A 24,823-nucleotide genomic window follows, 5' to 3' on the forward strand; every position below is an offset into this window, starting at 1 on the left:
CTACGCCGGGCCACCTTCTCCCCGCAGGCGGGGAGAAGCTAAGAGAGCGTCACCTTCGTCTCATCCAGCAACTGCACGAACGCGTCGCTCGCCAGATACGCATATTCGCGCTCGCGCTGGTCGGTGAACGGATCGAGATCGATCAGCACCTCATCCACATAGCCGGGATGACACATCACCAGTCCGCCATCGGGCAGGCCGTCGAGAAACCGCGCCATCAACGCGCCGAAGTCCGGCGCCCTGGTGAAATCATACGCCCCGGCAAAGCCCGGATTGAACGCCACGCCAAGCTTCGCCGCACGCTTGCGAAACGTCGCGCTCAGCGTATCCAGCAGCAGTGCCTTCGGTGCATCGAGCCGCTTCGAGAGCGGATGCACGCGGCCGGACTGCCGCACCCAGGCATCGGGCGCGCCGCGCTTCACCGCGCGCAAAAAGGGATCGCGCACCTGCGGAAAGGTCTGCACATGCTGATGGCCATCCACATAGGCGGGCGCCTGCCCGAACAGCGTAATGAACTTTGCGATCTGTGCCGACACTTCGCCCTCGATCATCTCGGCATCGAGCCGGCGCAGCGCGCCCGCACGCAGCATCTTGCCGAGCGGCAGAAACAGGCCGTCCAGCAGCGGACGATAATGCATGGTCAGCGGATGAAACGGCGCCGTCAGCGTCACATGCAGCCCGATGGCGCAATCGCGATTGAGTGCGACGGCGCCCTGCAGCGCGCTCACATCCTCGCGGGTGATCGCAGATCCCACCACCATCACCGATGTCGCATTCAGCCGCTGGCGCGCGATCAATTCGCGGATGCCGCGATTGACGCCGGGGCTCATGCCGTAATCGTCGGCGCAGAGCGTGATTTTTCGCAGGCTGCCGCCGCTCATTCGGCGGCGGTCCGATCAGGCGCAGGCGTAGCTGCGCCGCCCGACGTCGGCGTAGCCGCCGCCTCGGGAACTGCATGCTTCACACTATGCTCGGCGATGAAATAGACCGGGCGTCCTTTCAGCTCCGACAGGATCTTGCCGATATACTCGCCGAGCACGCCGATCATGATCAGCTGCACGCCGCCGATGGTCATGATGCCGACCATGAGCGAGGGATAGCCGGGCACCGACTTGCCATCGACCAGTGTCTCCCACAGGATCGAGATGCCGAACAGGAACGCGGCGCCCGCGAACAGCAAGCCGAACAGGCTGGCGAGGCGCAGCGGCGCGACGGAGAACGAGGTGAGGCCTTCGATCGACAGGCCGATCAGCGCCTTCGGATTGAACGACGACACGCCATGGGCACGCGCCTGCGGCTCGTAATCGACGCGCAACTGGCGGAAGCCGATCCAGGTGGCGAGGCCCTTGAAGAAGCGATTGCGCTCGGGCAGTTGCCGCAGTGCTGCCGCGGCGCGGGGCGAGAGCAGACGGAAATCGCCGGCATCTTCCGGAATCTTCGTGCGCGCGCCCCAATTGATCAGCGAATAGAAACCGCGCACCGCGAGGCGCAGCGGGAAACTCTCATTGTCGCGATGCGCCTTGGCCGTGAACACCACGTCATAGCCATCGACGATCCAGTGATGCACCAGCTTCTCGACGAATTCCGGCGGATGCTGGCCGTCGCCGTCCATGAACAGCACGGCGCCTTTCCTGCAATGATCGAGGCCGGCCATCAGGGCGGCTTCCTTGCCGAAATTGCGCGACAGCGAAATCACCTGCACGTCGATCTCGTCGGCGGGAAGCGTCTGCGCAATCTTCAGCGTGTCGTCGCGGCTGCCGTCATCGACATAGACCACCTCGCAAGCGAGGTCGTAACGCGCCTTCAGCGTGCGGGCGAGATCGACGAGCTTGTCATGCAGTGCGACAAGGCCCGGCGCTTCATTATAGCAGGGCACGACCAGTGACAGGCCCTTTGCGGCGGCTGTCTTGGAGTCCGTGGAGAGGTCGGAAACGTCGCTGCCCAGCATCATGAAGTCGGAGTCCCAATCAATCCAGTATGCCATCTACTCTGTCTGTCATCCCCGCGAAAGCGGGGATCCAGTAAACACGAACTGCAGTGATAGACTGCTCTTCCAGTGTTTACTGGATCGCCCGGTCAAGCCGGGCGATGACAACTGAATGTGTTGCCTCGCTTCACTCCGCGCAATGACGAGCTGCTGCTTCGTCTTACCGCAGAAACGCCTCGAGCTTCGCAAACAGCGGATTCTCGCGGTCCAGCACATAATCCAGCGATGCAACCGACACCGTATCCGCGCCATGATTGCGCAGGAAGCTGCCCAGCGCATAGATCTGCGCCGGCGGGCAATGCAGCGTCACCATGCCGGACGACGTCGGCCCGCCGAACGGCGACACCACACCGAAGCGATTATGCGCTTCATCAAGCAGCGCCTGGTTGCAGCCGGCAAAGCGCGTGCGCACTTCCTTGTATTTGCTGGCGCGCGCACGCGCGGCGATGTGATCGAGAATGACGCGCGCTGTTTCGCGCGCGGCGGGCGACCAGTCCGCGCTGCGCGAGGCGACGAGATTGGCCTGGCTGCGCAGCATCACGCCGTCATCGAGCACCTTGAGGCCATTGGCCGCCAGCGTCGCGCCAGTGGTGGTGATGTCGACGATCAGTTCCGCCGCACCGGTGGCCGGTGCGCCTTCGGTGGCGCCGGCGCTTTCGACAATGCGATAATCCACCACGCCATGCGCTGCGAAATAAGCGCGCGTGAGGTTGATGTATTTGGTGGCGACACGCATGCGGCGATTGTGCTGCTCGCGAAAACCGGTGGCGACGTCGTCGAGATCGGCCATGCTGCGCACGTCGATCCAGGCCTGCGGCACGGCGACAACGACATTGGCATTGCCGAAGCCGAGACCCTGGATAATCGCTACACGCTTGTCGGTATCGACGATGTTTTCGCGCAAGAGATCTTCGCCGGTGATGCCGAGATGCACGGCACCGCGCGACAGGTTCGCTGCGATCTCGCTCGCCGAGAGATACGCGATCTCCACATTGTCGAGGCCCGCAATCGAGCCGCGATAATCACGCGCACCGCCGGCCTTGGTCAGCGTCAGGCCGGCGCGGCTGAAGAAGGCTTCGGCATTTTCCTGCAGGCGTCCCTTGGACGGAACGGCGACGACGAAAGGAGTGCTCATGACGCGGCTCCCGCGCGGGTGGAGAACGCGTCGATCCAGATCGAGAAGCCGACGGCAGGAATGGGATTTGGTGCGCCGAGTTGCGACAGCAGGCGATCATAGCGCCCGCCCGCCACTAGCGGCGGTTCGACGCCGTCGCCGATGCCATGCAGTTCGAATTCGAAGCCGGTGTAGTAATCGAGCCCGCGGCCGAAGGCGGTGGCGAATTTGATCGCGGACGTATCGATGCCGCGCGCAGCCATGAAGCCGATGCGCTGTTCGAATTCATCGATGGCCGATGTGAGATCGAGCTTCGCATCGGACGCAAGCTTGCGCAGTTCAGCGACGGCTTGATCCGGCGTACCGGAGATCGCGAGGAAGCGCTTGATCAAGGCCAGCGCATCCTTCGGCAGTGCGCCGCCCTTGAGCGTCGACTGCTCGAGGAAGCGATCGGCGATTTCTGCGACCGAGCGACCGCCGAGATTGGTGGCGCCGGCAATCGACATCAGGTCGGTGACCAGCGCCAGCGCGGCCTTGCGGTCGGAGCCGGCGAGGGCGGCGAGTACGCCCTCATATTCGTTGCGCACCGGCGACTCGGCGAGTGTGAGCCGATCGAGATCTTCCGCCAGGTTCGCCTGACGGTTGAAATCCTTCACCAGGCGACGCTTCCAGACCGGGTAGAGATCCAGCGCATCGATCAAGGCCGCGAACAGCGCGACGTCGCCCGTCTTGATTTCGACGCTGGGCTGCCCCAATGCGGCCGCTGCATTCAGTGCCAGAACCAGCATTTCTGCGTCAGCAGCCGCGCGATCGGTGCGGCCGAAGGACTCGATCCCGGCCTGCTGGAATTCACTCGGTTTTCCATGACGATAGCGGAAAACCGGGCCGAGATAGCTGAACCCCGCGGGCTTTCCGGCTGCTTTGGAAGCAAGGTAATCGCGCGCCACCGGGATCGTCAGATCCGGCCGCAGGCACAATTCCTCGCCCGTGAGGTCCGTGGTCAGATACAGGCTCTTGCGGATGTCCTCGCCGGAGAGGTCGAGAAACGGCTCGGCCGGCTGTAAAATCGCCGGCGACGCATGGACATAGCCTGCCTCGGCAAACGAGTGCAGCAGGGTGTCCGTCCAGGCGGCGGGTTTGGTCATCTCGAAGTCCAGCGATTCCAAATGAGGGGCGATGGCGCAGCCCTTAGCATGGCGCTTGCGACGTTTCGACCACCTTTGGCTAAGTGACTTAACGGTTCCCGCGGGCCCAATCGCCCAAAACAGCCTGAATCACCGCCAAAGCCGCCACCGCCGCCGTATCCGCCCGCATAATCCTTGGTCCCAAAGCTAATCGGAGGATGCTCGGCTGCTTCAGCAGCAGCGCCCGTTCCTCCTCGGCAAAGCCACCTTCAGGGCCGATGATCACGTCAATTCCGCTCCCGGCGGCTTCCCGAGCCCCACCCAACGCTGCGATGGGATCAGCCACGTCCGCGGCCTCATCGCAGAAAACCAGCAGCCGCCGGCCGTCGCGCTGATCGAGAAACTTCTGCAAATTCAAAGGCTCAGCCACTTCGGCAATGCTCAAAATCCCGCATTGCTCGGCCGCCTCCACCACATTCGCCCGCATCCGCTCGGTATTCACCCGGCTGGTCTGCGTATGCCGCGTCACCACCGGCTGCAGTTTTGCGGAGCCCATCTCGATGGCCTTCTGCACCATGTAATCCAGCCGCGCATGCTTCAGCGGCGCGAAGGCGTAAGTGATATCAGGCAGTTGGTCCTGCGGGCGCATCTGCTTGAGAACCAACAGCTTGTCGGCCCGCTTGCCGGCCGCCACCGCAGCCTGCCACTCGCCGTCGCGGCCGTTGAACACCAGCACGGGATCGCCGGCTTCGAGGCGCAGCACATTACCGAGATAATTGCTCTGGCTGCGATCGAGGGCGATCGTCATGTCGATCGCAAGGCTTGCATCGACATAGAGGCGAGGGCTGCGGAAATCGGATTGCGGCATGGTTCAGGTCCCGTTCAGAGCCGGTGATTTAGCGTAGATGCGACGAAAAACCATGCGCTAACGCGACCCAGCGCCGCGCTAACGCCAAAATCCGGGCCTTATTGGTGGGTTGTTAAGGCTTGGCAGGAATCGTAGAAGTGCCTGAATTCAGGAGAGCTTCTGCTCCGTTTACGGGGCACATGCTGCCGGAGGAAAATCTGTGATCAGCCGTCGTTTCATTGCGCCACTCGCCGTGGCCGCCTTCGCCGTGCAAGTGGCCGGTGCCTTTGCGCAGGGCGCATTTCCCGCGCCATTGCCGAACCAGAGCGCCGCGCCTGCGAGTTCGTCGCCGTTTCCGCCCGTGAATGGCGCACCTGCGGCCGCATCGCCATTCCCGCCGGTGGGCGGCGCGCCCGTTGCGGCCGCGCCCAGTGCTTTTCCCTCGGGTGGCACAGCGCCGATCGGTGGTGGTGGCTTCGGCGCACCTCCGCCGCAACAGGCGGGTCCTCCCGGCGGCGACGACTGCATGAAGGGCTTTCTGCCGCTGCGTCAGGAAGCCGAAAAGCGCGGTGCCGCCATCAAGGCCGCGAGCGATCGCAAGGCGCCGCCGGATGAAGCCTGCAAACTGATCTCGGCCTTCTCGCAGAGCGAAGTGAAGATGCTCAGCTACATCAAGGCCAATGCCACCAAGTGCGGCATTCCCGACAATGTCGCCTCGCAGATGCAGGCCGGCCACAAGAACACCGAAGGCATGCGCCAGAAGGTCTGCGCGGTCGCACGCGGCGGGGGCGGTGGCGGCCCCGGCCCGGTTGCAGCGCCGCGCCTCAGCGACGTGCTCGGCTCGTCCGCGTCGCTGCCTGACGCATCCGCTGCACGCAAGAGCGGCGGCACCACCTTCGATACACTGAACGGCAACGTTCTCACCCGATGAGCGACGCGGCTGCCCGCGTTGCCGACGCGACCGCAAATAACTGGGTCGATCGCGTCGCGCCGCTCTGGACGCGTCCCTATCTGAGGCTGTCGCGATTCGATCGCCCGATCGGTTCGTGGCTGCTGCTGATGCCATGCTGGTGGTCGGCGGCGCTGGCCTCGGGGGCAGCGCAGGATCTCCATCAGTTGCCGAAGATGATCGCGCTGTTCTTCATCGGCGCCTTCGTCATGCGCGGCGCCGGCTGCACCTGGAATGACATCACCGATCGCGATCTCGATGCCAAAGTCGAGCGCACGCGTTCGCGGCCGATCCCTGCGGGTCAGGTAACGGCCAAGAAGGCGCTCGCCTGGCTGGTTCTACAGGCGCTGATCGGCCTCGTGGTGCTGCTGCAATTCAACAGTTTTGCGATCACGACAGGCATTGCCTCGCTGGTGATCGTCGCGGCCTATCCCTTCATGAAGCGCATCACTTATTGGCCGCAGAGCGTGCTCGGTCTCGCTTTCTCGTGGGGCGCGCTGATGGGCTTTGCCGTCGTGTTCGCTCGCATCGATGCGACGGCGTTGCTGCTTTATGCCGGTGCGATCTGCTGGGTGATCGCCTATGACACGATCTACGCCCATCAGGACACCGAAGACGACGCGCTGATCGGTATCAAATCGACGGCGCTGCTGTTCGGCGCGCGCACGCAAACCGCGCTGGTCATCTTCTATGGCCTGGCCGTGTCGCTGATCAGCGTCGCGTTGCGACTGTCTGATGCAGGCTGGCCGGCCTGGATCGGCCTGATTGTCTTTGCCGGACATCTCGCCTGGCAGATCACGCGCATCGATATCAAGGATTCCGCGCTGTGCCTGCGGTTGTTCAAGTCCAATCGCGATGCAGGCTTGCTGCTGTTTGCCGGTCTGTTGCTCGACGCGATTTTGCGGGCGTAGGATGGGTTGAGCGAAGCGATACCCATCACGGCCAGGCGCGTGCGGTGATGGGTATCGCTTCGCTCAACCCATCCTACAAAATCGAACCAACGCATTCCTGCATGCGGGATATCCGCAGCTCTGCTGCACTGCGCACAATAAATCTCGGCATACCTCGTCACACAAATCGACACGCGATGGATCGGCTCGTCTAGGTTACGCTCTGACAAGCGCAATCAACGAGCGGAGACTTGGATGAGCGATGCGGGGGAGGGGCCTGGCGCCCAGACCGGGTGGCGGCAGGATGTGTTCGACATCCTGAAGGCCGCAGACGTCAAGCACATCGTCTATGTGCCAGATGCCGGACACTCGACGGCGATACGCCTTGCCAACGAAGACAATGCCATCAACTCGGTCGTGCTCACCACTGAGGAAGAAGGCATCGGCTATCTCGCCGGTGCGTGGCTCGGCGGTGAGCGTGGCGCGCTGCTGATGCAGTCCAGCGGTGTCGGCAACTGCATCAACACACTCGCTCTGCAGACCTGCACGCGATTTCCGCTGCTGATGGTCGTGACCATGCGTGGTGACTGGGCCGAGTTCAACGGCTGGCAAAATCCCATGGGACAGGCGACCGAGCGTGCGCTCAATCTGATGGGCGTGCTGACCTGGCGTGCCGATGAACCGCAGGATGTCGCGCCGCTGCTGCGCGGCGCCGCCTCGATGGCGTTCAATGGGGATGCGGCCTGCGCCTTGCTGCTCGGACAGCGCCTGATCGGAGAGAAGCAATGGGTGAAGTGAATGCAGGCGGCGCGCTCGATCGCCGCGAGGTCGTGAAGACGTTGCTGGCCGGGCGCGAGAAGCTCCTGGTTGTCACAGGACTCGGCTCGCCGTCTTACGATGTGATGGCGGCCGGAGATCACGACAACAACTACTATCTCTGGGCGGCAATGGGCAGTGCTGCCATGGTCGGCCTGGGTCTTGCGACGGCGAAGCCGGGTCATTCCGTACTGGTCGTCACTGGCGACGGCGAGATGCTGATGGGCCTGGGCGCGCTGGCGACTATCGCGACGCGCCGGCCGGCCAATCTCACCATCGCCGTGCTGGACAACGGGCATTTCGGCGAAACCGGCATGCAGGTGAGCCATGCCGGCATGGGCGTCAATCTCGACAAGGTTGCCCAAGCCTGTGGCTTCGGCTGGACGAAGGAAATTCGTGACATGGCCGGTGTCGAGGACCTGCGCATGCGCCTGTCCGCGCGCGATGGCGTCAGGCTCGCCACCATCAAGGTGAAAGCGGAGAACCCGCCGCGCGTGCTGCCGCCGCGCGACGGCGTCTACGTCAAGAACCGTTTTCGTGCGGCGCTTGGCCACGCACCTCTTTGAACAAGACGAAGGGGCGCCGCGGCGCCCTTTTGCAAGATAACCGGCGGACATCGGATCAACCGATGCCGACCTTCAAAAACATCAGGGATGGAAACAATGACGACAGGACTCACGCGTCGACATTTCGGCACGACCGCCATCGCCGCGGCGGCCATGCTCTCGTTGCGACAGGGCGCATGGGCGCAGGAGGATCTCCCGAAAGGGCCGATCACCCTCGTCGTGCCCTTCGCGGCCGGCGGCGCGACCGATGTGGTGAGCCGTCATGTGGCGAAGAAGGTCTCTGAGCAGATCAACCAGACGATCATCATCGAGAATGTGACAGGCGCGGGTGGTGTCGTTGGTGCAACGCGCGTGGCAAAGGCCAAGCCCGATGGTCAAACGCTGCTGATGGGCACGATCTCGACCCACACCATCAATCCGCTGATGGCCAAGCAGTCGCCTTACGATCCCGTCGTCGATTTCACCGCGGTTTCGATGATCGTCACTGTGCCGAACGTTCTGCTGGTGCCCGCGCAGTCGAAAGCGACCAATGTCGCAGAACTGGTTGCCATGCTGAAGGCCGAGCCCGGCAAATACAGTTATGGTTCTTCGGGCGTCGGCACACCGCCGAATCTCTCGGGCGAACTGTTGAAGTCGATGGCCGGCGTGAAAATGGAGCATGTGCCCTATCGCGGCGGTGCGCCGGCGATGAACGATCTGATCGGTGGGCAGATCCCGATCCTGTTCGACGTCCTCAGCGGCGCGGCGCCTTTCATCAAGGCCGGAACGGCGCGGGCACTTGCCGTCACCACCAAGAAGCGCGCAGGCTCCTTCCCCGATATTCCTACAGTGGCGGAGTCGGGGTTGCCCGATTACGAGACCTATACATGGAATGCGATCTTTGGTCCGCCCGGCATGGCACCGGCGATGACGGAACGCTTGAGTGCCGAATTTCGCAAGGCCACGCTGGATCCCGACGTGAAGCAGCGGCTGATCGAGCTCAGTGGCGAGCCGGTGGGATCGGCACCGGCTGAACTCGCGGCGCAGGTCAAGGCCGAGATCGCCAAATGGGGGCCGGTGATCCAGGCCGCCGGCCTCAAGGCTGAATGACACGAAAGGATTTTTGCGTGCCTCTTCCGGAATCAGACCGCGCCGCTTTTCGTCGCGCATTGGCTGACATCATCGGCGAAAAATATGTGCGCACCGGCGTGGATGCAGAGCCTTATGAGCAGGACTGGCGTGCGCGCTATCGCGGCGATGCCGTGGCGGTCGTACTGCCCGGAAGTACGGAGGACGTGTCTGCGGTCGTTCGTCTCTGTGGTGAACGCGGCGTCGTCGTCGTGCCGCAGGCTGGCAATACCGGCCTGACCGGAGGGGCCATCGTGCCGGATGGTGTCGCAGGGCTGATCGTCAATGTGTCGCGGCTCAACAAGGTGCACCAGGTTGATCTGCTCAACAACACGATGACGGTGGGCGCCGGCTGTATTTTGGCGGACATGCGCGCGCTCGCCGATGAACATGACCGGCAGTTTCCGGTGCTGCTCGGCAGCGTCGGAAGTTGCGAGATCGGCGGGCTGCTCTCCACCAATGCCGGCGGCACCGGTGTGCTCCGCTACGGCAATATGCGAGAGCAGGTGCTAGGGCTCGAAGTGGTGTTGCCCGATGGCCGGATCTGGAACGGGCTGAAGGCGCTGCGCAAGGACAATACGGGCTACGATCTCAAGCAGCTCTTCGTTGGTGCAGAGGGAACGCTCGGAGTCGTGACCGCTGCAGTGCTGAAGCTCTATCCGAAGCTCGCCGTATCGGCGACGGCGATGGTGGCGCTGGAGCGCGTCGATCAGGCGATTGCACTGTTGCGCGAGTTGCAGCGCGTGACGGGCGGGCGCGTGGAAACATTCGAGCTGATGTCGCGCAGCCAGCTGCAGATCGTGTTGCGCCATGGCATGTCGAGCGGCAGTCCGATGGCGGAAGATGCGCCGTGGTATGTGCTGCTGGAACTGGCGGACAGTTCGCCGGACTGGAATGCAAATGAGAGCATGGAGATAGCGCTGGGCGCGGGGATGGAGAATGGCCTCATCCTCGATGCCGTCATCGCCAGCGATCAGGCCAAAGCCGAGCGTATCTGGACGCTGCGGCATACGATCTCGGAATCCAACAAGCGCGAAGGTTTTACGGTGTCGAACGATACCTCGGTGCCGGTGTCGGCCCTGCCGGAGTTTCTCGATCGCGTGACTCGGCGACTGGAGAGCAGCCTGCCGACAGCCCGGGTGGCGCATTGCGGCCATGTGGGCGACGGCAATGTCCATGTCATTGTTATCTTCCCCTATGGCATAGGCGACGCCGCGGTGCGCGAAGCAGCCGCACATGAGGCCAATACGATCGTGCATCAGGAAAGCGTCGCCTGCGGCGGCAGCATCAGCGCCGAGCATGGCATCGGCCGCATGCATATCGATCGCCTGCCGCTTTATACGTCGGAGGTCGAGATGGATCTGATGCGGCGGGTGAAGCTGGCGATTGATCCGGAGCGGATCATGAATCCGGGCAAGGTGTTGCGATTGCCGTAAGACGAGTTTGGCTTTCCACGAACTCACTTGTCATCCCCGCGAAAGCGGGGATCCAGTAAACGGCAGCGGTGCGGTTTTATTACTGAAGTCGGTGTCTACTGGATCGCCCGGTCAAGCCGGGCGATGACAGTGAGTGGCCGCTCAATCTCTTGCAATAATCTCGCGCTCGCCCTTGTAGCTGCCAGCCTCATTCAGCAACGCACCGACGCGCCGGCGCATCAAAAACCGCGGGCGACGCGCACGAATGGCATTGCGGCGACGGCGACGCTGGGCCGGCTCGATTGCTTTCTCTTCCGGCAATTGCGGAAGGGCAAAAATTTCGCTCCACATCGGCCAGGCCATCTCGATCTCCTCGATGTCCGAACTCACGAGCAGCGGGATCGACAAGGACGGATCGCGATGCTTCAAAACGAGCATCTTGCCGTCATCGAGCCCGCGCAACGCAACGCCCATGAAATCGCTGACGCGCACATTGATCGACATGCGCATGCCGCTGACGGCACGGTGCAGGACGACACGTTCGCGATGCAGTTCGACGCGCCGGACGCTGCCGTCGGCGCGGGTATCATGCGCCTCGAAACGAAGCGGAAGTGAGTGGGGATCGAGTCGCACATTGCTGCTCGATCCCAAGGTCGAGGCCGAAGCCTCAGCTGCTGTTTGATGCCCCACGGCTTTTTATCTCCCCGCCGGACTTATGCGTCCGGTCGATGGGAGGACCTTGGCAGAGCGGGTCCCGAATTGGCTTAAAAAGGCTGGTTAAGAGAATCCGACCCGAATCGCATGCTTGACGAAAGCCAAAAAGAGATGCTTGACGACTCCTTGCCGGCAGCGCGAAAATTCGACGCAACTGGTGCGGCAAATGCTTGAAATCCCTGCAAAACAGGCACATCTGTAGAGCTTCGCCGCAGCCGCCCGGACCGGGTCAAATTCAGGGATTTTGTTTGTGATCTCTTCACCAAACGCGACCGTTACCCGATCTGATAATTCCGACCTGCTCGATCAATCCGCATTGTCCAATCTGGCGCAGCGCCTCGTCGAGGCCGCGAAGCGCGCGGGTGCCGATGCGGCGGATGCGGTCGCGGTGCGCGGCGTCTCTCATGGCGTAGAGGTGCGCGACGGCAAGGTGGAAGCGTCGGAACGTTCCGAGGGTGATGATGTCGGCCTGCGCGTGTTCGTTGGCCGCCGGCAAGCGGTGATCTCGACCAATGACATGTCGGGCGACAATGCCGCGCAACTGGCCGAGCGCGCGGTGGCGATGGCGCGTGTGGCGCCGGACGACAAATATGTCGGCCTCGCCGATCCTGAATTGCTGGCGACAAATTTTCCTGATCTCGATGTGCTCGATCCCGTCGTACCGTCGGTGAGCGAACTCGAGCGTCGCGCGATCGAAGCGGAAGCTGCGGCACTTGAAGTGAAGGGCGTCACCAAGTCCGGCGGCGCATCCGCCTCGACGGGCATCGGCGGCATGGTGCTGGTGACATCGACCGGATTCCACGGTTCCTATCTGCGCTCCAGCCACGGCGTGTCCATGACCGCCATCGTCGGCGACGGCACCAAGATGGAGCGCGACTACGCATTCACGTCAGCGCTGCATGCATCCGACCTGGAAGCACCTGCAGCGGTCGGTAAACTCGCCGGTGAGCGCACGGTGGCGCGCGCCAATCCGCGCAAGGTCGCCACTTGCAAAGTGCCGGTGGTCTATGATCCCCGCGTGTCGAACTCGCTCGTCGGTCATGTGATCGGCGCTGCGAATGGCGCGTCTGTGGCGCGCAAGACGACGTTCCTGAAGGACAGTCTCGGCAAGCAGCTGTTCAACAGCAATATCCGCATCATCGATGATCCTCTGCGCGTGCGCGGCCTGCGTTCGCAGAGCTTTGACGCCGAGGGTGTTGCGACGGTGAAGCGTGCGCTGATCGATGACGGCGTGCTGACCACCTGGCTGCTCGATTGCGCCACGGCTCGCGAACTGGGACTGCAGACGACGGGCCATGCGCATCGCGGTGTGTCGTCCTCGCCGTCGCCGGGCGCGTATAACCTGCATATGGAAGCGGGTGATGTCTCGCCGGAAGATCTGATCGCCGACATCAAGGAAGGCTTTTACGTCACCGACCTGATCGGCTCCGGCGTCAATGGCGTCACCGGCGATTACAGCCGCGGCGCTGGCGGGTTCTGGATCGAGAACGGCAAGCTGACTTATGCGGTGAGCGAAATCACCATCGCGGGGCATCTGTTCGAAATGTTCAAGTCGCTGACACCGGCGAATGATCTCTCGTTCAAATACGGCGTCAACGCGCCGACCGTGCGCGTCGAGGGGCTGACGATTGCCGGGCGCTGACACATCCCATCAATTGGCGCGTGACTTCGCGCTGATGGAGGCGACCGTGCGCGAAGCCGGTACGCTCGGTCTGTCGATGTTCCGCACGGCCCTGCGGACATGGACCAAGGGCGAATCGTCACCGGTCTCGGAAGCTGACATTGCGGTCAACGACCTGATCGAGAGCAGGCTCCGCAGTGTCACGCCGGATTATGGCTGGCTGTCGGAGGAAAGCCTCGATGGCGATGCCCGGCTCGGCAAGCAACTGACATGGATCATCGATCCCATCGACGGCACCCGCAGCTATCTGGCCGGCCGCGAGGACTGGTGCGTTTGTGTCGCACTCGTGGAAGACAACCGGCCGATCATGGCCGCGGTCTATGCGCCGTCCACAGATGAATTTTTCCTGAGCCGGCTGGGGCAAGGCACCACCTGCAATGGTCGGCCGGTGCGGGCCACCACGGGCACCGAACTCGATTTCACGCGGATTGCCGGCCCGAAACCTCTGGTGGAGCGTCTGCCGCATCTGGAAGAGCTGGTGCTGCATCCGCGAATCGGGTCGCTAGCGCTGCGGTTGTGCTGGATCGCCAATGGTCGTCTCGATGCCGGCTTCGCCGGCGGGCAGAGCAAGGACTGGGATCTGGCGGCTGCGGATTTGATCGTGCATGAAGCGAATGGTAGAATGAGCGAGCTTTCGGGCGATCCCATTCTGTATAATCGCCGGGAAGTCACGCACGGGTTGCTGGTAGCAGCGGGGGCCGATCGTCATGCCCATATCGTTGAGCAGTTCCGGACCAACCGGGCGTAACCAGCCGCACCACCATTTTCTGGACATCTGATCGCAGCCGGCCGCTGAAGGAAAAACCTATGCCCGACACTCAACAGCAATTGCTTCATCTGGTCATCGGCGGCGAACTCACCGACCTGAAGGGCTTTACCTTCAAGGATCTCGATCAGGTCGATATTGTCGGTGTTTATCCGAACTATGCGTCCGCGCTGGTGGCCTGGCGGGCCAAGGCGCAGTCGACCGTCGATAACGCGCATATGCGCTACTTCATCGTCCATCTGCATCGGCTGCTCGATCCCGGCCAGGACGCGAAGTCCGGCACTTGAAACGTCTGCTGAGAAACACGCTGCGCAGCAGTGGGGTGCAACGAGCCGCGGGATTTCTCGCGGCCGAATTTTTGCGCCTGGTGTGGAAGACCAACACCTTCACGTTCGATCCCGTCGATGTCTATGACATCGTCGAGCCGGAGATGCCGGTCATCCTCGCCTTCTGGCATGGCCAGCATCTGATGACGCCCTTCATCAAGCAGAAGGACTATCGCGGCGCGGTGCTGATCTCCAAGCATCGCGATGGCGAGTTCAATGCTTTGGCGGCGGAGCGGCTCGGCATCACCACCGTGCGCGGCTCCGGCGATCACGGCGGCGCGTTCCATCGCAAGGGCGGCGTCGGCGCCTTCAAGGAAATGGTGCGGGTGCTGGAGAGCGGCGTCAATATGGCGCTGACCGCCGACGTGCCGAAGCGTTCGCGCATCGCCGGCCTCGGCATCATCATGCTGGCGCGCGAAAGCGGGCGGCCGATCATGCCGTTTGCGATGGCGACCAGTCGCTTCTACCAGCTCGATAACTGGGACCACACCACCATCAATCTGCCCTTCGGCCGCGGCGTGCTGGTGGGCGGAGAGCCGATCAGCGTGCCCGCCGATGCCGACAGTGCCATGATGGAAGAACTGCGCCAGCGGCTGGAAGCGACGCTGAACGACGCCACGCAACGGGCCTATGAAGCTGTCGGCCGCCCGGATGGCAACCGCCATGCCTGAGACCCTGCCGCTCACGCTGCGCGCCTATCGCCGCCTGTCGTTCGCGCTGACGCCGATGGTGCCGCTGCTGATCAAGCGGCGCCTGCGCAACGGCAAGGAGGATCCGCAGCGCGTGGATGAACGGCGCGGCATCGCCGCGATCGAGCGTCCGGCCGGGCCGCTGGTCTGGGTGCATGGTGCGAGCGTCGGCGAAGTGCTGGCGGCGGCGACATTGATCGAGCGGCTTCGCGCCGCTGGCATGCGCATTCTGCTGACATCGGGGACGGTGACTTCGGCAGGCATCATCGCCAAGCGATTTCCGCCCGATATCATCCATCAATATATCCCCTATGACTCGCCGCGCTATGTCGCGCGCTTCCTCGATCACTGGCATCCGAGCCTGGCGCTGTTCATCGAGAGCGACCTCTGGCCAAACCTGATCCTGTCTGCGGCGAAGCGGCGGGTGCCGATGGCGCTGATCAATGCGCGGATGTCGCAGCGCTCATTTCCACGCTGGCAGAAAATGTCGAAGACGATTGCCGCTTTGCTCGGCCGCTTCGAGATTTGCCTCGCGCAGTCTGACACCGATGCCGAGCGCTTCGGTGCGCTTGGTGCGCGCAGCGTGCTCGTCACCGGCAACCTGAAATTCGATGTTCAAGCACCGCCGGGCGATGCAGCCAGGCTGGAAGCGTTGAAGTCTGCGACGCGTGGGCGACCGATTGTCGTGGCGTCATCGACGCATCCCGGCGAAGAGGAGATCATCCTCGAAACGCACAAGGTGCTGGCTAACTTCTTCCCATCGCTACTCACGGTGATCGTGCCGCGCCATGCCCATCGCGGCGAAGCCATTGCGGACATGGTCAAGACAAGCGGCACCAGCGCCGCGCTGCGCTCGCGTGCGGAAATGCCCAACGCGACGACTGATGTCTATGTCGCTGACACCATGGGTGAGCTTGGCGTGTTCTATCGCCTCACGCCGGTCGTTTTCATGGGCGGCTCGCTGGTGCCGCATGGCGGGCAGAACCCGATCGAACCGGCCAAGCTCGGTGCGTCCATCGTGCATGGTCCTCACGTCTTCAATTTCACTGATGTCTATGAGGCGCTCGATCGCGCCGGCGGCGCGCGGCAGGCGAATTCCTCCGAGCAGCTCGTCAAGCAACTGGGCCAGATGCTTGGCGACGTCGCGGCGCGCGATGCGGCCATCGATGCTGCGGGGCAGGTGGTGACGCGCCTCGGCGGCGCGCTCGATCGTACGCTTCACGCGCTCGAGCCTTATCTCATGCAGTTGCGTTTCGAGATGGGCGGCCATCATGCGTGAGCCGGCGTTCTGGCAGCAGCGCGCGAGCTGGCTGTCACGCCTGCTGACGCCGCTTGGCGCCGTCTATGGCGAGATTGCCGCCGCGCGGATGATGCGGCAGGGAACGGTGGTCGGCATTCCCGTGATCTGCGTCGGCAACTATCACACCGGCGGTGCCGGCAAGACGCCGACGACTTTGGCGCTTGTGAAGCTGCTGCGCGAACTCGGCGAGACCCCGGTGGTGCTCAGCCGCGGCCATGGCGGCAAATTGCGCGGGCCGGTGAAGGTGGAGCCGGGCAGGCACAGCGCTGCCGATGTCGGCGACGAGCCGCTGATGATGGCGCGCGATACGCCGGTGGTGATTGCGCGCGATCGCGTTAACGGCGCGGCGCTGGCCCGCTCCACCGGCGCCAGCGTGATCGTTATGGATGACGGTTTCCAGAATCCGGCGATTGCCAAGGATCTGTCGCTGATCGTCATCGACGGCAATCGCGGCCTCGGCAATGGCCGCATCTTTCCGGCGGGGCCACTGCGCGCGCCGCTCGATCGCCAGATCCCGCGCACCGATGCGCTGGTGGTGATCGGCGATGGCATTGCGGCCACCGGCGTCGCCGCATTGGTGCATGGTCGCGGTGGCAAGGTCTTTACGGCGCGCTTGAAGCCGGACGCGACGTCGGTGCAGGCGCTACAGGGCAAGCGCGTACTCGCTTTCGCAGGGATCGGCGATCCCGGTCGCTTCTTCCGCACGCTGCGTCATGCAGGTGTGGATGTGGTCGTCGAGAAAGCGTTCGGCGATCATCATCCGTACACGACGCAAGAGATCGACGCGCTAGTCGTGCAGGCGGGAAGCGCGGGGCTGACATTGGTGACGACAGAGAAGGATCTGGTGAAGCTGCGCGGCATGCCGGCGGCAGCGGAGATTGTCGGCTTCGCCGTCGTACTCGATGTCGAGGATAAAGATGGGCTGCGCAGTTTGGTGCGCGAGAGCGTCAATCGGGCGAAGGCGGGGATCAAGCGCTGAGCCGTAGGGCGGATTAGCGAAGCGTCATCCGCCGGCCGAGTTTATGTGGCGAAGATCGGCGGATTGCGCCTTCGGCTCATCCGCCCTACGGTCGGACTACTTCACCTGTTCCGGATAATGCCGCTTCAGCACCGCCGTATGCGTGGCATAGGCTTCCTGCCGATCAACGCTCCAATATTTCAGCTCGTCCAGCGGGATGCGTTCGCCGGAAATGGCGCAGGTCACATAAGTGCCGGGCGCGATCACGCGAAAATCGCCGTCGAGATATTGCAGCTTGGCTTCGCCATTGCCGGATGGGCCGAATTTATTGAGCACGGCTGGTCTCCTGGATCGATGTCGTCATTTCAAAGCATAAATAGGGCCTCGGCGCCACGAATGGAAGCGCCACCCGTGGACTAGAACAGGTCGCCCTGATCCACCTTGGCCTTGCGCTTCGGTATTGCGGGCTTGGGGGCCGCCTTCGTTTCACGCAGTGTCGCTGGAATGTCGCCATCCGCCAAGACACCCACGCTGCCATCGGCAAATTCGATGGTTAGCCGGGCACCGGCATTGATGCCGGCCGCTGCATGCAGTGCCGCGCCCTGTTCGTCGCGCACCAGCGCAAAGCCACGGGCGAGCACGCTGCGATAGGAGAGGGCGGCGAGCAGCTTGTTCGAGGCCTCCACGCGCGCTTGCTGGCGCTGCAGCAGTGTCGTCAGTGCGCGGCGGGCGCGTTCGATCAGACGCAGCGTGCGTTCGCGATCCCTTGTGATCGCATTGCGCTGCGCCTGCGCATTGGCGGATTTCGACGTCTTGAGGCGCAATGCGAGATTGGCAAAACGGTCGCGGCGCTCGCGCAGCAGTGCGCGGGCCGCGAGTCTCAGGCGCTCGCCGTACACCGTCTCGCGCTGCGTTGCATGCGCGATCTGTGCGCGCAGCACGCGGAGCGTCAGGCCGGAACTGGCCTCGACGAAGCGGCGATGATGCGCATGGGTGTTCGCCTTCAGCGCGCGCGGCAGTGAGGCGCCGGCACCGTCGAGGCGCTGGCGCGGAATGGCAAGCAGGTCACCCGCATTCGGCAGAGCGCGTGCGGCAGCGCGCAGCTCGTTGCGGCGGGATTCCTGCGCGCGCTGCCAGCACAGCATCACGCGGCGTTCGAAGGTGCCGATCTCGACAAGCAGTTCCGCACGCACCGGCACTGCCATTTCGGCTGCCGCAGTCGGCGTTGGCGCGCGCTTGTCGGAAGCAAAGTCGATCAGCGTGATGTCGGTCTCGTGGCCCACGGCGGAGATCAGCGGGATCATGCTTTCGGCCGCAGCGCGCACCACGATTTCTTCGTTGAACGACCACAGGTCTTCCAGCGAGCCTCCGCCGCGGGCGACGATCAGGAGATCAGGTCGCGGAATCTTGCCGCCAGGCTCCAGCGCGTTGAAGCCGTGGATCGCGGCTGCGACCTGTTCCGCGGAGCCTTCACCCTGCACGCGCACGGGCCATACCAGCACATGCCGTGGGAAGCGGTCTTCGAGCCGATGCAGGATGTCGCGAATCACGGCGCCGGTCGGCGAGGTCACCACGCCGATCACTTCCGGCAGCCATGGCAGCAACTGCTTGCGCGCGTCGTCGAACAGGCCCTCAGCGCCGAGCTTGCGCTTGCGCTCCTCCATCAGCGCCATGAGCGCGCCGACGCCGGCCGGCTCCAGCGCCTCGATGACGATCTGGTACTTTGACGAGCCGGGATAGGTGGTCAGCTTCCCGGTCGCGATGACCTCGAGACCCTCTTGCGGCCGGAACCGCATCCGGCCGTGGACGCCCTTCCAGATCACGGCCTCGATCTTGGCGCTCTCGTCCTTGAGCGAGAAATAGCAGTGGCCGGAGGAGTGCGGACCGCGAAAGCCGGTGATCTCGCCACGCACCCGCACATTTCCATACGCATCCTCCACCGTCCGCTTCAGCGCCGAGGACAGCTCTGAGACGGTGAATTCGGTGGAATTCGTGAGGGGAGCAGCGGCAGTTTTAGGCATCGGGGTCTCGGGCTGTTGCGGCAGCGGATTAGCATGCTAAACGCTGGCAAAACCATCCAAAACCCGGCCAGGCAGTCATCCCATGAACATTCTTCTCATCGGTTCCGGTGGCCGCGAGCACGCGCTGGCATGGAAGCTGGCGGCGTCACCGTTACTGACGAAGCTCTGGTGCGCGCCCGGCAATGCCGGCATCGCGCAGGAAGCCGAATGCGTGGCGCTGGATGTCGCGGACCATGCGGCGGTAATCACATTCTGCCGTGACAACAAGGTCGATTTCGTCGTGGTCGGCCCGGAAGCGCCGCTGGCCGCCGGCATTGTCGACGATCTCGCCGCTGTCGGCATCAAGGCGTTCGGGCCAAGCAGGGCAGCAGCCCGACTCGAAGGCTCCAAGGGATTCACCAAGGATATCTGCAAGGCGAACAATATCCCGACCGCTGCCTATGAGCGCTTCAGCGATGCTGACAAGGCCAAGGCCTACATCCGCGCCCAGGGCGCACCGATCGTGATCAAGGCCGATGGTCTCGCGGCCGGCAAGGGCGTGGTGGTGGCGATGACGCTCGCTGAGGCCGAGGACGCCATCGACATGATGCTCGGCGGCGGGTTTGGCGCGGCTGGCGCGGAAGCCGTTGTCGAGGAATTCATGGTCGGCGAGGAGGCGTCGTTCTTCGTGCTGTGCGATGGCGAGAATGCGCTGCCGCTGGTGGCTGCGCAGGACCACAAGCGCGCTTATGACGGCGACAAGGGGCCGAATACCGGTGGCATGGGCGCCTATTCACCGGCACCGGTTTTCACGGATGCGATTCAGAAGCGCACCATGGACGAGATCATCCTGCCGACGCTGAAGGCCATGAAGGACATGGGTTGCCCCTATAAGGGCGTGCTGTTCGCGGGCCTCATGATCACCGACGAAGGCCCGAAACTGATCGAATACAATGCCCGTTTCGGCGATCCGGAGACCCAGGTGCTGATGGTCCGCCTGATGTCGGACCTGCTGCCGGCGCTGATCGCCTCGGCCGATGGCCAGCTGAAGAATTTCGACTTGCGCTGGTTCCCGGACCCGGCGCTGACGGTTGTCATGGCGGCCAAGGGCTATCCCGGCGATTACGACAAGGGCACCCGCATCGGCGGCATCGACCGCGCCGAGCAGATCGAGGGCGTCGAGGTGTTCCATGCCGGAACCAGGGCTTCCGGCGACTGGATCCTGGCCAATGGCGGTCGTGTGCTCAATGTCACGGCCTCCGCCAAAACGGTCGGGGAAGCCCAGCGCCGAGCTTACGAGGCCATTGGCCTGATTAACTGGCCGGAGGGCTTCTGCCGCCGCGATATCGGCTGGCAGGCCGTGGCGCGCGAGCGCAAGGGCAAGTGACGGTAGCCGGAGGTTCTGCCTTCTGCGGAACCAAAGGTTGTGTGCGGCGTTGAGGGCCAAGAGGTTCCTCATGGCGCATTATTATTTTGACCTGAAGAACGGCATGACTGAGCGCGATCACGCAGGGCGTGACCTCGATAACGACGCTCAGGCCATTGCAGAAGCCTATGCAATTGCTGATGAAATCTCATCTCGGCCACCAGCCAATCGCGAGCATGCGCGCCACGTTTGCGTTGTTCACGAAAATGGCCACGAGGTCATGCGCGTGCCGGTGATTACGCGGATGCAGCGAACGTCAGCGGCGGGCGCGAAAAAAATCTCGTAAAATCTTCGCAGATTCCATTTCGCCTACGGCGGAATAGACCTCCGGCGCGTGATGGCAGGCCGGGGAGGCGAAGAACCTGACCCCGGATTCGACGCCGCCGCCCTTGGGATCCGCTGCGCCATAATACAGCCGGCGGATGCGGGCGAATGAGATCGCCCCGGCGCACATGGTGCAGGGCTCCAGCGTGACATAGAGATCGCAATCCACCAGCCGCTCGCTGCCAAGCTGGGCGGCGGCCTGCCGGATCGCCAGCACTTCGGCATGCGCCGTAGGGTCTTTGTCGGTCAGAGTGCGATTGCCGGCGCTGGCAATCACCTCGCCGTTTCGCACGATCACGCAGCCGATAGGTACTTCCCCCGCCTGACCAGCGGTTTCGGCGGCTTTCAGGGCCAAATCCATGAAAGAAGGGGCGGTCAAAAGCTCGTTTCCTGCGCAAAACTCTGCTACGGAGTGGCCTTCAGCAAAAGCGGTCCTGTTTCGCCTTGATGCGTCGCCTGTCGGCGACCCTGCGAAACCGTCTCCGTGCTCAACCCAATTCAGCTTCCGCTGCAGCGAGACCTTTCATGCCCCGCGATAACGATAAAAACAACGGCCCCTCGCGCGGCCGGCCGCCCGGCGGCAAGGGCCCGGCCAAAGGTGGCCGTTCCGGCGCGGCCCGCGGCCCGGAGAAGAAATTCGCCAAGCGTGATGGCACCTACACGCCGCGCCCGCCGCGGGACGGTGATGGCGAGAAGCGCCCTTATGCCGGCAAGCGTGACGGTGAGCGCGCGCCGCGCCGTGACTTCGGCGATGCGCCGCGTCCGCGCTTCAATCGCGACGAGCGTCCCGCGCGCAGCGACGGCGATCGTCCGCGCGGCCCGCGCAAGGATTTTGGCGGCGGCGAAAAGCGCAGCTACGCGCCGCGCGGCGATCGCCCGGATTTCAAGCGCGATGATCGCGCACCGCGTGGTGACCGCGGTGATTCACGTCCGGCGGGCCGTTTCTCCGACAAGAAGTTTGGCGACAAGAAGCCCTATGCATCGCGCGATGGCGGCGGCGAGAAGCGCAGCTATGCACCGCGCGGTGATCGCCCGTTCAGCGCGCGTCCGCCGCGCGATGGTGATCGTCCCCGCGGTGACCGCCCGTTCGGCGACAGGAAGCCGCGTGATGGTGACGGCGAGAAGCGCGCTTACGCGCCGCGCGGCGATCGTCCGCAGGGTGATCGGCCGTTCAGCCCGCGTCCGTCGCGGGACGGCGACCGTCCACGTGGTGATCGGCCGTTTGGCGACAAGAAATTTTCGCGTGGCGCACCGGATCGCGGCGGTCCGCGCAAATCGTTCGGCAAGGATCGCGATTTCGAGCGCGGCCCCGACCGCAGCGACGAGAAGCCGTGGCAGAAGCGCGAAGGCGGCGATGACCGCAGCAGCCGTCCGGCGCGTGCGCCGCGCGATGGCGAGCGCAAGTTCGACCGGCCGAAATTCGACAAGCCGCGCTTTGAACGTTCGCGCGATGATCGCCCCGAGCGCAGCGGTGATGGCGAGCGTCCGCGTTTTGAACGCGCGCGCGAGGACCGTCCACAATTCGAGCGCTCGCGCGAGCCGCGTGGCCGGTCGGACTGGCAGGAGCGTCCCCGCCGTGGCAGCGAGGGCGACGAACGCCCGCGTCGCGAGAACGAGGACGACAGCCAGATCTTCCGTCAGCGTCCGGCTTTTGGTGGCCGCGGCGAATATCGCCCGCGCGATCCCGATGCGAAGAAGGCGCCGCGCAAGCCTGTCGAGAAGAAGGGCGCCGAACGTGTCGCCAAGGTCGTGGCGCGCGCCGGTCTCTGCTCGCGCCGCGATGCCGAGGAGTGGGTGACACAGGGCCGCGTGTCCGTGAATGGCCGCGTGATCAATTCGCCGGCGCTGGACGTGACCAGCAATGACGTGATCACCGTGGACGGCAAGCCGTTGCCGGCACGCGAGCGCACGCGGTTGTTCATGTATCACAAGCCACGTGGCCTGATGACGACCCATGCCGATCCGGAAGGCCGCCCGACGGTGTTCGATCATCTGCCGGAAGACCTGCCGCGCCTGATCTCCATCGGCCGTCTCGACTTCAACACCGAAGGCCTGTTGCTGCTCACCAATGACGGTGGTCTCGCCCGCACGCTGGAACTGCCCGACACCGGCTGGCTGCGCCGCTATCGCGTTCGCGCCCATGGCAATGTCACCCAGGCGCAGCTCGACGAGTTGAAGAACGGCGTCGAGGTCGATGGCGTGAAATACGGTGCCATCGATGCGACGCTGGAGCGCGACCAGGGCGCCAATGTGTGGCTGGTGTTTGCGATCCGCGAAGGCAAGAACCGCGAAGTGCGCAACATCTGCGCCCATCTCGGCCTTGAGGTAAATCGCCTGATCCGCATCTCCTACGGCCCGTTCCAGCTCGGCGAGCTGGAAGAGGGCGAGGTCGATGAGGTGAAGACGCGCGTGTTGCGCGAGCAGCTCGGCGAGAAGATCGCGGAAGCCGCCGGTGCCGATTTCGGCCGTCAGCTGCCGAGCAAGGGCGACACCTCGCTCGATCCGGTGATCGTCAAGAAGCCGGTGCTGAAGCGCTCGACGGTGGAGGACCGCAAGGGCCGCCGCGTCGTCGTGCAGCGATCCGGCTCCGAGGACACCCGTGCGCGCAAGGAAGCCGATGCCATGTTCGGCGGCCCGAAGAAGCCGCCGAAGCGCGGCTACAAGGGCAAGCGCGATATCAAGCCGCGGGACGCGTAGCCGATGCGCGTGATTGGTGGCCGGCTGAGGGGCCGCAACATTGCAGGCCCCTCGACGCAAGCGATCCGTCCGACGCAGGACCGGCTGCGTGAGTCGCTGTTCAATATCCTGATGCATGCCTACGAGAATCCGATGCTCGATGCGCGGGTGCTCGATCTCTATGCGGGCACCGGCGCGCTCGGCATCGAGGCGGTGTCGCGTGGCGCCAAGTTCACGCTGTTCGTGGATAATGGCTCCGAAGCGCGTGCGCTGCTGCGCGACAATGTCGAGAGCCTCGGCCTTGGCGGCGTCACCAAGGTCTATCGCCGCGATGCCAGCGATCCCGGCCCGGCGCATCCGGTGGAGCCGTTTGCGCTGGTGTTCATCGATCCGCCCTATCGCCAGAAACTCGCGGAGAAGTCGCTAGTCGCCTTGCGGGATGGCGGCTGGCTGGTGCCGGACGCGCTGGTGGTGGTGGAAGAGGCGAAGGATGCCGAGTTCTCAGCGCCCGAGGGCTATGAAGAGCTCGAGCGCCGCGCCTATGACGACACCGAGTTTACGTTTTTGAGATTCCGATGAGGCGTAGGATGGGTTGAGCGGAGCGAAAACCCATCGACCACATGCGTGAAAGATGATGGGTTATCGCTTCGCTCAACCCATCCTACAAAAAAGAGGAAATTTCCGATGACGCTCGCCTGCACCTGGGATCACGTCCATATCCGCACGCCCGATGTCGAAGCCACCGCACAGTGGTTTGCGGACAAGCTCGATGCCGAGATCCTGCGTGCGCCCGGCCGCGTCGATATCAAGCTCGGCGGCGCGTTGATCTTTCTGGCACCGGTCACACCGGAGATGGGCGTCAATCCGCCGCCGGTGACGCCGTATCAGGGCCTCGATCATTTCGGCCTGAAGGTGAAGGACATCGATGTGGTCGCCGCCGATCTCAAGGCCCGCGGTGTCGAGTTCACCAAGGAGCCGCATACGTTGAAGCCGGGCCTGCGCATCGCCTTCATCCGCGCGCCGCAGGGCGTGTCGATCGAGATCCTGGAACGCGATCCGAAATATACGTGAGATGAGACTTCTCAAACGTCATTGCGAGGAGCGCAGCGACGAAGCAATCCAGTCTTTCTTCACTTGGCTTTCTGGAT

At 63.7% G+C, this 24,823-nt stretch carries 26 protein-coding genes; 17 read left to right on the forward strand and 9 right to left on the reverse strand.

The features are described from left to right. Positions 1–38: 38 nt before the first annotated feature. The 5 genes from AC1RQ5_RS08260 to AC1RQ5_RS08280 form a co-directional block, all read right to left on the reverse strand. On the reverse strand, positions 39–881 hold the full coding sequence (locus tag AC1RQ5_RS08260; RefSeq protein WP_493198164.1) for a ChbG/HpnK family deacetylase: 843 nt from the start codon (positions 879–881) through the stop codon (positions 39–41). Continuing rightward, the gene (locus tag AC1RQ5_RS08265) at positions 878–1,951 is read right to left on the reverse strand and encodes a glycosyltransferase family 2 protein (protein ID WP_493203350.1); all 1,074 of its coding nucleotides are present in this window, start codon (positions 1,949–1,951) and stop codon (positions 878–880) included. The genes AC1RQ5_RS08260 and AC1RQ5_RS08265 overlap by 4 nt, the downstream gene beginning before the upstream one ends. A gap of 196 nt (positions 1,952–2,147) precedes the next feature. Then, positions 2,148–3,122, reverse strand: coding sequence for an ATP phosphoribosyltransferase (hisG, locus tag AC1RQ5_RS08270; RefSeq protein ID WP_398477005.1), 975 nt, complete (start codon positions 3,120–3,122; stop codon positions 2,148–2,150). Continuing rightward, positions 3,119–4,246 (reverse strand): ATP phosphoribosyltransferase regulatory subunit, encoded by a 1,128-nt coding sequence (locus AC1RQ5_RS08275; RefSeq protein WP_493198167.1) that lies wholly within the window; start codon positions 4,244–4,246, stop codon positions 3,119–3,121. Before AC1RQ5_RS08275 ends, hisG begins: the two co-directional genes overlap by 4 nt. Positions 4,247–4,334: 88 nt before the next feature. After that, positions 4,335–5,093 carry a 16S rRNA (uracil(1498)-N(3))-methyltransferase gene (locus AC1RQ5_RS08280; protein WP_493198169.1) on the reverse strand — a complete coding sequence of 253 codons (759 nt, stop codon included), beginning with the start codon at positions 5,091–5,093 and terminating at the stop codon, positions 4,335–4,337. A 202-nt stretch (positions 5,094–5,295) separates the two neighbouring features. On the opposite strand from AC1RQ5_RS08280, the gene AC1RQ5_RS08285 reads away from it, so the two are divergent. The 6 genes from AC1RQ5_RS08285 to AC1RQ5_RS08310 all read left to right on the forward strand — a co-directional run bounded on the left by AC1RQ5_RS08285 (position 5,296) and on the right by AC1RQ5_RS08310 (position 10,836). Beyond that, positions 5,296–6,003: a hypothetical protein gene (locus AC1RQ5_RS08285; RefSeq protein ID WP_398477020.1), complete on the forward strand. Its 708-nt coding sequence runs from the start codon at positions 5,296–5,298 to the stop codon at positions 6,001–6,003. Then, positions 6,000–6,932 (forward strand): 4-hydroxybenzoate octaprenyltransferase, encoded by a 933-nt coding sequence (ubiA, locus tag AC1RQ5_RS08290; protein WP_493198170.1) that lies wholly within the window; start codon positions 6,000–6,002, stop codon positions 6,930–6,932. The genes AC1RQ5_RS08285 and ubiA overlap by 4 nt, the downstream gene beginning before the upstream one ends. A gap of 234 nt (positions 6,933–7,166) precedes the next feature. After that, positions 7,167–7,709, forward strand: a complete 543-nt coding sequence (locus tag AC1RQ5_RS08295; protein WP_398476996.1) for a thiamine pyrophosphate-binding protein — start codon at positions 7,167–7,169, stop codon at positions 7,707–7,709. Then, positions 7,697–8,293: a thiamine pyrophosphate-dependent enzyme gene (locus AC1RQ5_RS08300; RefSeq protein WP_493198173.1), complete on the forward strand. Its 597-nt coding sequence runs from the start codon at positions 7,697–7,699 to the stop codon at positions 8,291–8,293. Before AC1RQ5_RS08295 ends, AC1RQ5_RS08300 begins: the two co-directional genes overlap by 13 nt. Positions 8,294–8,389: 96 nt before the next feature. Beyond that, entirely contained in the window at positions 8,390–9,382 is a 993-nt protein-coding gene (locus tag AC1RQ5_RS08305) for a Bug family tripartite tricarboxylate transporter substrate binding protein (RefSeq protein WP_493198175.1), read from the forward strand. 17 nt (positions 9,383–9,399) lie between these two features. Next, positions 9,400–10,836: an FAD-binding oxidoreductase gene (locus tag AC1RQ5_RS08310; protein ID WP_493198177.1), complete on the forward strand. Its 1,437-nt coding sequence runs from the start codon at positions 9,400–9,402 to the stop codon at positions 10,834–10,836. Between the two features lie 141 nt (positions 10,837–10,977). On the opposite strand, the gene AC1RQ5_RS08315 is transcribed toward AC1RQ5_RS08310, so the two are convergent. Next, positions 10,978–11,505: a DUF6101 family protein gene (locus tag AC1RQ5_RS08315; RefSeq protein ID WP_398476988.1), complete on the reverse strand. Its 528-nt coding sequence runs from the start codon at positions 11,503–11,505 to the stop codon at positions 10,978–10,980. A 274-nt stretch (positions 11,506–11,779) separates the two neighbouring features. Here AC1RQ5_RS08315 and AC1RQ5_RS08320 point away from each other — a divergent pair, with 274 nt between their 5' ends. Genes AC1RQ5_RS08320 through lpxK form a run of 6 tightly spaced genes read left to right on the forward strand, consistent with a single transcriptional unit; the run spans position 11,780 to position 17,270 of the window. Then, complete coding sequence (locus AC1RQ5_RS08320; RefSeq protein ID WP_493198179.1) at positions 11,780–13,171, forward strand: TldD/PmbA family protein; 1,392 nt, start codon at positions 11,780–11,782, stop codon at positions 13,169–13,171. A 34-nt stretch (positions 13,172–13,205) separates the two neighbouring features. Further along, on the forward strand, positions 13,206–13,958 hold the full coding sequence (locus AC1RQ5_RS08325; RefSeq protein WP_493203353.1) for an inositol monophosphatase family protein: 753 nt from the start codon (positions 13,206–13,208) through the stop codon (positions 13,956–13,958). Positions 13,959–14,017: 59 nt separating this feature from the next. Beyond that, complete coding sequence (locus AC1RQ5_RS08330; RefSeq protein WP_398476984.1) at positions 14,018–14,263, forward strand: DUF4170 domain-containing protein; 246 nt, start codon at positions 14,018–14,020, stop codon at positions 14,261–14,263. After that, the gene (locus AC1RQ5_RS08335) at positions 14,260–14,973 is read left to right on the forward strand and encodes a lysophospholipid acyltransferase family protein (RefSeq protein WP_493198181.1); all 714 of its coding nucleotides are present in this window, start codon (positions 14,260–14,262) and stop codon (positions 14,971–14,973) included. Before AC1RQ5_RS08330 ends, AC1RQ5_RS08335 begins: the two co-directional genes overlap by 4 nt. Continuing rightward, positions 14,933–16,270 carry a 3-deoxy-D-manno-octulosonic acid transferase gene (locus AC1RQ5_RS08340; RefSeq protein WP_493198183.1) on the forward strand — a complete coding sequence of 446 codons (1,338 nt, stop codon included), beginning with the start codon at positions 14,933–14,935 and terminating at the stop codon, positions 16,268–16,270. Before AC1RQ5_RS08335 ends, AC1RQ5_RS08340 begins: the two co-directional genes overlap by 41 nt. Then, positions 16,263–17,270: a tetraacyldisaccharide 4'-kinase gene (gene lpxK / locus AC1RQ5_RS08345; protein ID WP_493198185.1), complete on the forward strand. Its 1,008-nt coding sequence runs from the start codon at positions 16,263–16,265 to the stop codon at positions 17,268–17,270. The genes AC1RQ5_RS08340 and lpxK overlap by 8 nt, the downstream gene beginning before the upstream one ends. 96 nt (positions 17,271–17,366) lie before the next feature. Here lpxK and AC1RQ5_RS08350 read toward each other — a convergent pair whose 3' ends face one another. Further along, complete coding sequence (locus tag AC1RQ5_RS08350) at positions 17,367–17,585, reverse strand: DUF2093 domain-containing protein (protein WP_398476976.1); 219 nt, start codon at positions 17,583–17,585, stop codon at positions 17,367–17,369. Positions 17,586–17,665: 80 nt separating this feature from the next. Continuing rightward, positions 17,666–19,270 carry an exodeoxyribonuclease VII large subunit gene (xseA, locus tag AC1RQ5_RS08355; RefSeq protein ID WP_493198187.1) on the reverse strand — a complete coding sequence of 535 codons (1,605 nt, stop codon included), beginning with the start codon at positions 19,268–19,270 and terminating at the stop codon, positions 17,666–17,668. An 82-nt stretch (positions 19,271–19,352) separates the two neighbouring features. Here xseA and purD point away from each other — a divergent pair, with 82 nt between their 5' ends. Together purD and AC1RQ5_RS08365 are read left to right on the forward strand one after the other, a co-directional pair. Further along, complete coding sequence (gene purD, locus AC1RQ5_RS08360; protein WP_493198189.1) at positions 19,353–20,636, forward strand: phosphoribosylamine--glycine ligase; 1,284 nt, start codon at positions 19,353–19,355, stop codon at positions 20,634–20,636. Positions 20,637–20,706: 70 nt separating this feature from the next. After that, entirely contained in the window at positions 20,707–20,961 is a 255-nt protein-coding gene (locus AC1RQ5_RS08365; RefSeq protein ID WP_493198191.1) for a DUF6894 family protein, read from the forward strand. Here the strand turns inward: AC1RQ5_RS08365 and AC1RQ5_RS08370 are convergent. Continuing rightward, positions 20,932–21,378 (reverse strand): nucleoside deaminase, encoded by a 447-nt coding sequence (locus AC1RQ5_RS08370; protein WP_493198193.1) that lies wholly within the window; start codon positions 21,376–21,378, stop codon positions 20,932–20,934. The two genes, AC1RQ5_RS08365 and AC1RQ5_RS08370, sit on opposite strands and share 30 nt — an antisense overlap. A gap of 146 nt (positions 21,379–21,524) precedes the next feature. Between AC1RQ5_RS08370 and AC1RQ5_RS08375 the strand changes: the two genes are divergently transcribed. The 3 genes from AC1RQ5_RS08375 (at position 21,525) to AC1RQ5_RS08385 (ending at position 24,746) form a co-directional block, all read left to right on the forward strand. Continuing rightward, on the forward strand, positions 21,525–23,696 hold the full coding sequence (locus AC1RQ5_RS08375) for a pseudouridine synthase (RefSeq protein WP_493198195.1): 2,172 nt from the start codon (positions 21,525–21,527) through the stop codon (positions 23,694–23,696). A 3-nt stretch (positions 23,697–23,699) separates the two neighbouring features. Further along, on the forward strand, positions 23,700–24,254 hold the full coding sequence (gene rsmD, locus AC1RQ5_RS08380; protein ID WP_493198197.1) for a 16S rRNA (guanine(966)-N(2))-methyltransferase RsmD: 555 nt from the start codon (positions 23,700–23,702) through the stop codon (positions 24,252–24,254). A 105-nt stretch (positions 24,255–24,359) separates the two neighbouring features. Then, positions 24,360–24,746 (forward strand): VOC family protein, encoded by a 387-nt coding sequence (locus tag AC1RQ5_RS08385; RefSeq protein WP_493198199.1) that lies wholly within the window; start codon positions 24,360–24,362, stop codon positions 24,744–24,746. Positions 24,747–24,823 lie beyond the last annotated feature (77 nt).

It is taken from the genome of Tardiphaga sp. GW821-FHT12E02 (genome assembly GCF_058807155.1).

Coding starts and splice junctions, on each gene's coding strand:
- AC1RQ5_RS08260 (WP_493198164.1), bottom strand. CDS start 881: ATGAGCGGCGGCAGCCTGCGAAAAATCACGCTCTGCGCCGACGATTAC.
- AC1RQ5_RS08265 (WP_493203350.1), bottom strand. CDS start 1,951: ATGATGCTGGGCAGCGACGTTTCCGACCTCTCCACGGACTCCAAGACA.
- hisG (WP_398477005.1), bottom strand. CDS start 3,122: ATGAGCACTCCTTTCGTCGTCGCCGTTCCGTCCAAGGGACGCCTGCAG.
- AC1RQ5_RS08275 (WP_493198167.1), bottom strand. CDS start 4,246: ATGACCAAACCCGCCGCCTGGACGGACACCCTGCTGCACTCGTTTGCC.
- AC1RQ5_RS08280 (WP_493198169.1), bottom strand. CDS start 5,093: ATGCCGCAATCCGATTTCCGCAGCCCTCGCCTCTATGTCGATGCAAGC.
- ubiA (WP_493198170.1), top strand. CDS start 6,000: ATGAGCGACGCGGCTGCCCGCGTTGCCGACGCGACCGCAAATAACTGG.
- AC1RQ5_RS08295 (WP_398476996.1), top strand. CDS start 7,167: ATGAGCGATGCGGGGGAGGGGCCTGGCGCCCAGACCGGGTGGCGGCAG.
- AC1RQ5_RS08300 (WP_493198173.1), top strand. CDS start 7,697: ATGGGTGAAGTGAATGCAGGCGGCGCGCTCGATCGCCGCGAGGTCGTG.
- AC1RQ5_RS08305 (WP_493198175.1), top strand. CDS start 8,390: ATGACGACAGGACTCACGCGTCGACATTTCGGCACGACCGCCATCGCC.
- AC1RQ5_RS08325 (WP_493203353.1), top strand. CDS start 13,206: ATGGAGGCGACCGTGCGCGAAGCCGGTACGCTCGGTCTGTCGATGTTC.
- AC1RQ5_RS08330 (WP_398476984.1), top strand. CDS start 14,018: ATGCCCGACACTCAACAGCAATTGCTTCATCTGGTCATCGGCGGCGAA.
- AC1RQ5_RS08340 (WP_493198183.1), top strand. CDS start 14,933: ATGAAGCTGTCGGCCGCCCGGATGGCAACCGCCATGCCTGAGACCCTG.
- lpxK (WP_493198185.1), top strand. CDS start 16,263: ATGCGTGAGCCGGCGTTCTGGCAGCAGCGCGCGAGCTGGCTGTCACGC.
- xseA (WP_493198187.1), bottom strand. CDS start 19,270: ATGCCTAAAACTGCCGCTGCTCCCCTCACGAATTCCACCGAATTCACC.
- purD (WP_493198189.1), top strand. CDS start 19,353: ATGAACATTCTTCTCATCGGTTCCGGTGGCCGCGAGCACGCGCTGGCA.
- AC1RQ5_RS08365 (WP_493198191.1), top strand. CDS start 20,707: ATGGCGCATTATTATTTTGACCTGAAGAACGGCATGACTGAGCGCGAT.
- AC1RQ5_RS08375 (WP_493198195.1), top strand. CDS start 21,525: ATGCCCCGCGATAACGATAAAAACAACGGCCCCTCGCGCGGCCGGCCG.
- rsmD (WP_493198197.1), top strand. CDS start 23,700: ATGCGCGTGATTGGTGGCCGGCTGAGGGGCCGCAACATTGCAGGCCCC.
- AC1RQ5_RS08385 (WP_493198199.1), top strand. CDS start 24,360: ATGACGCTCGCCTGCACCTGGGATCACGTCCATATCCGCACGCCCGAT.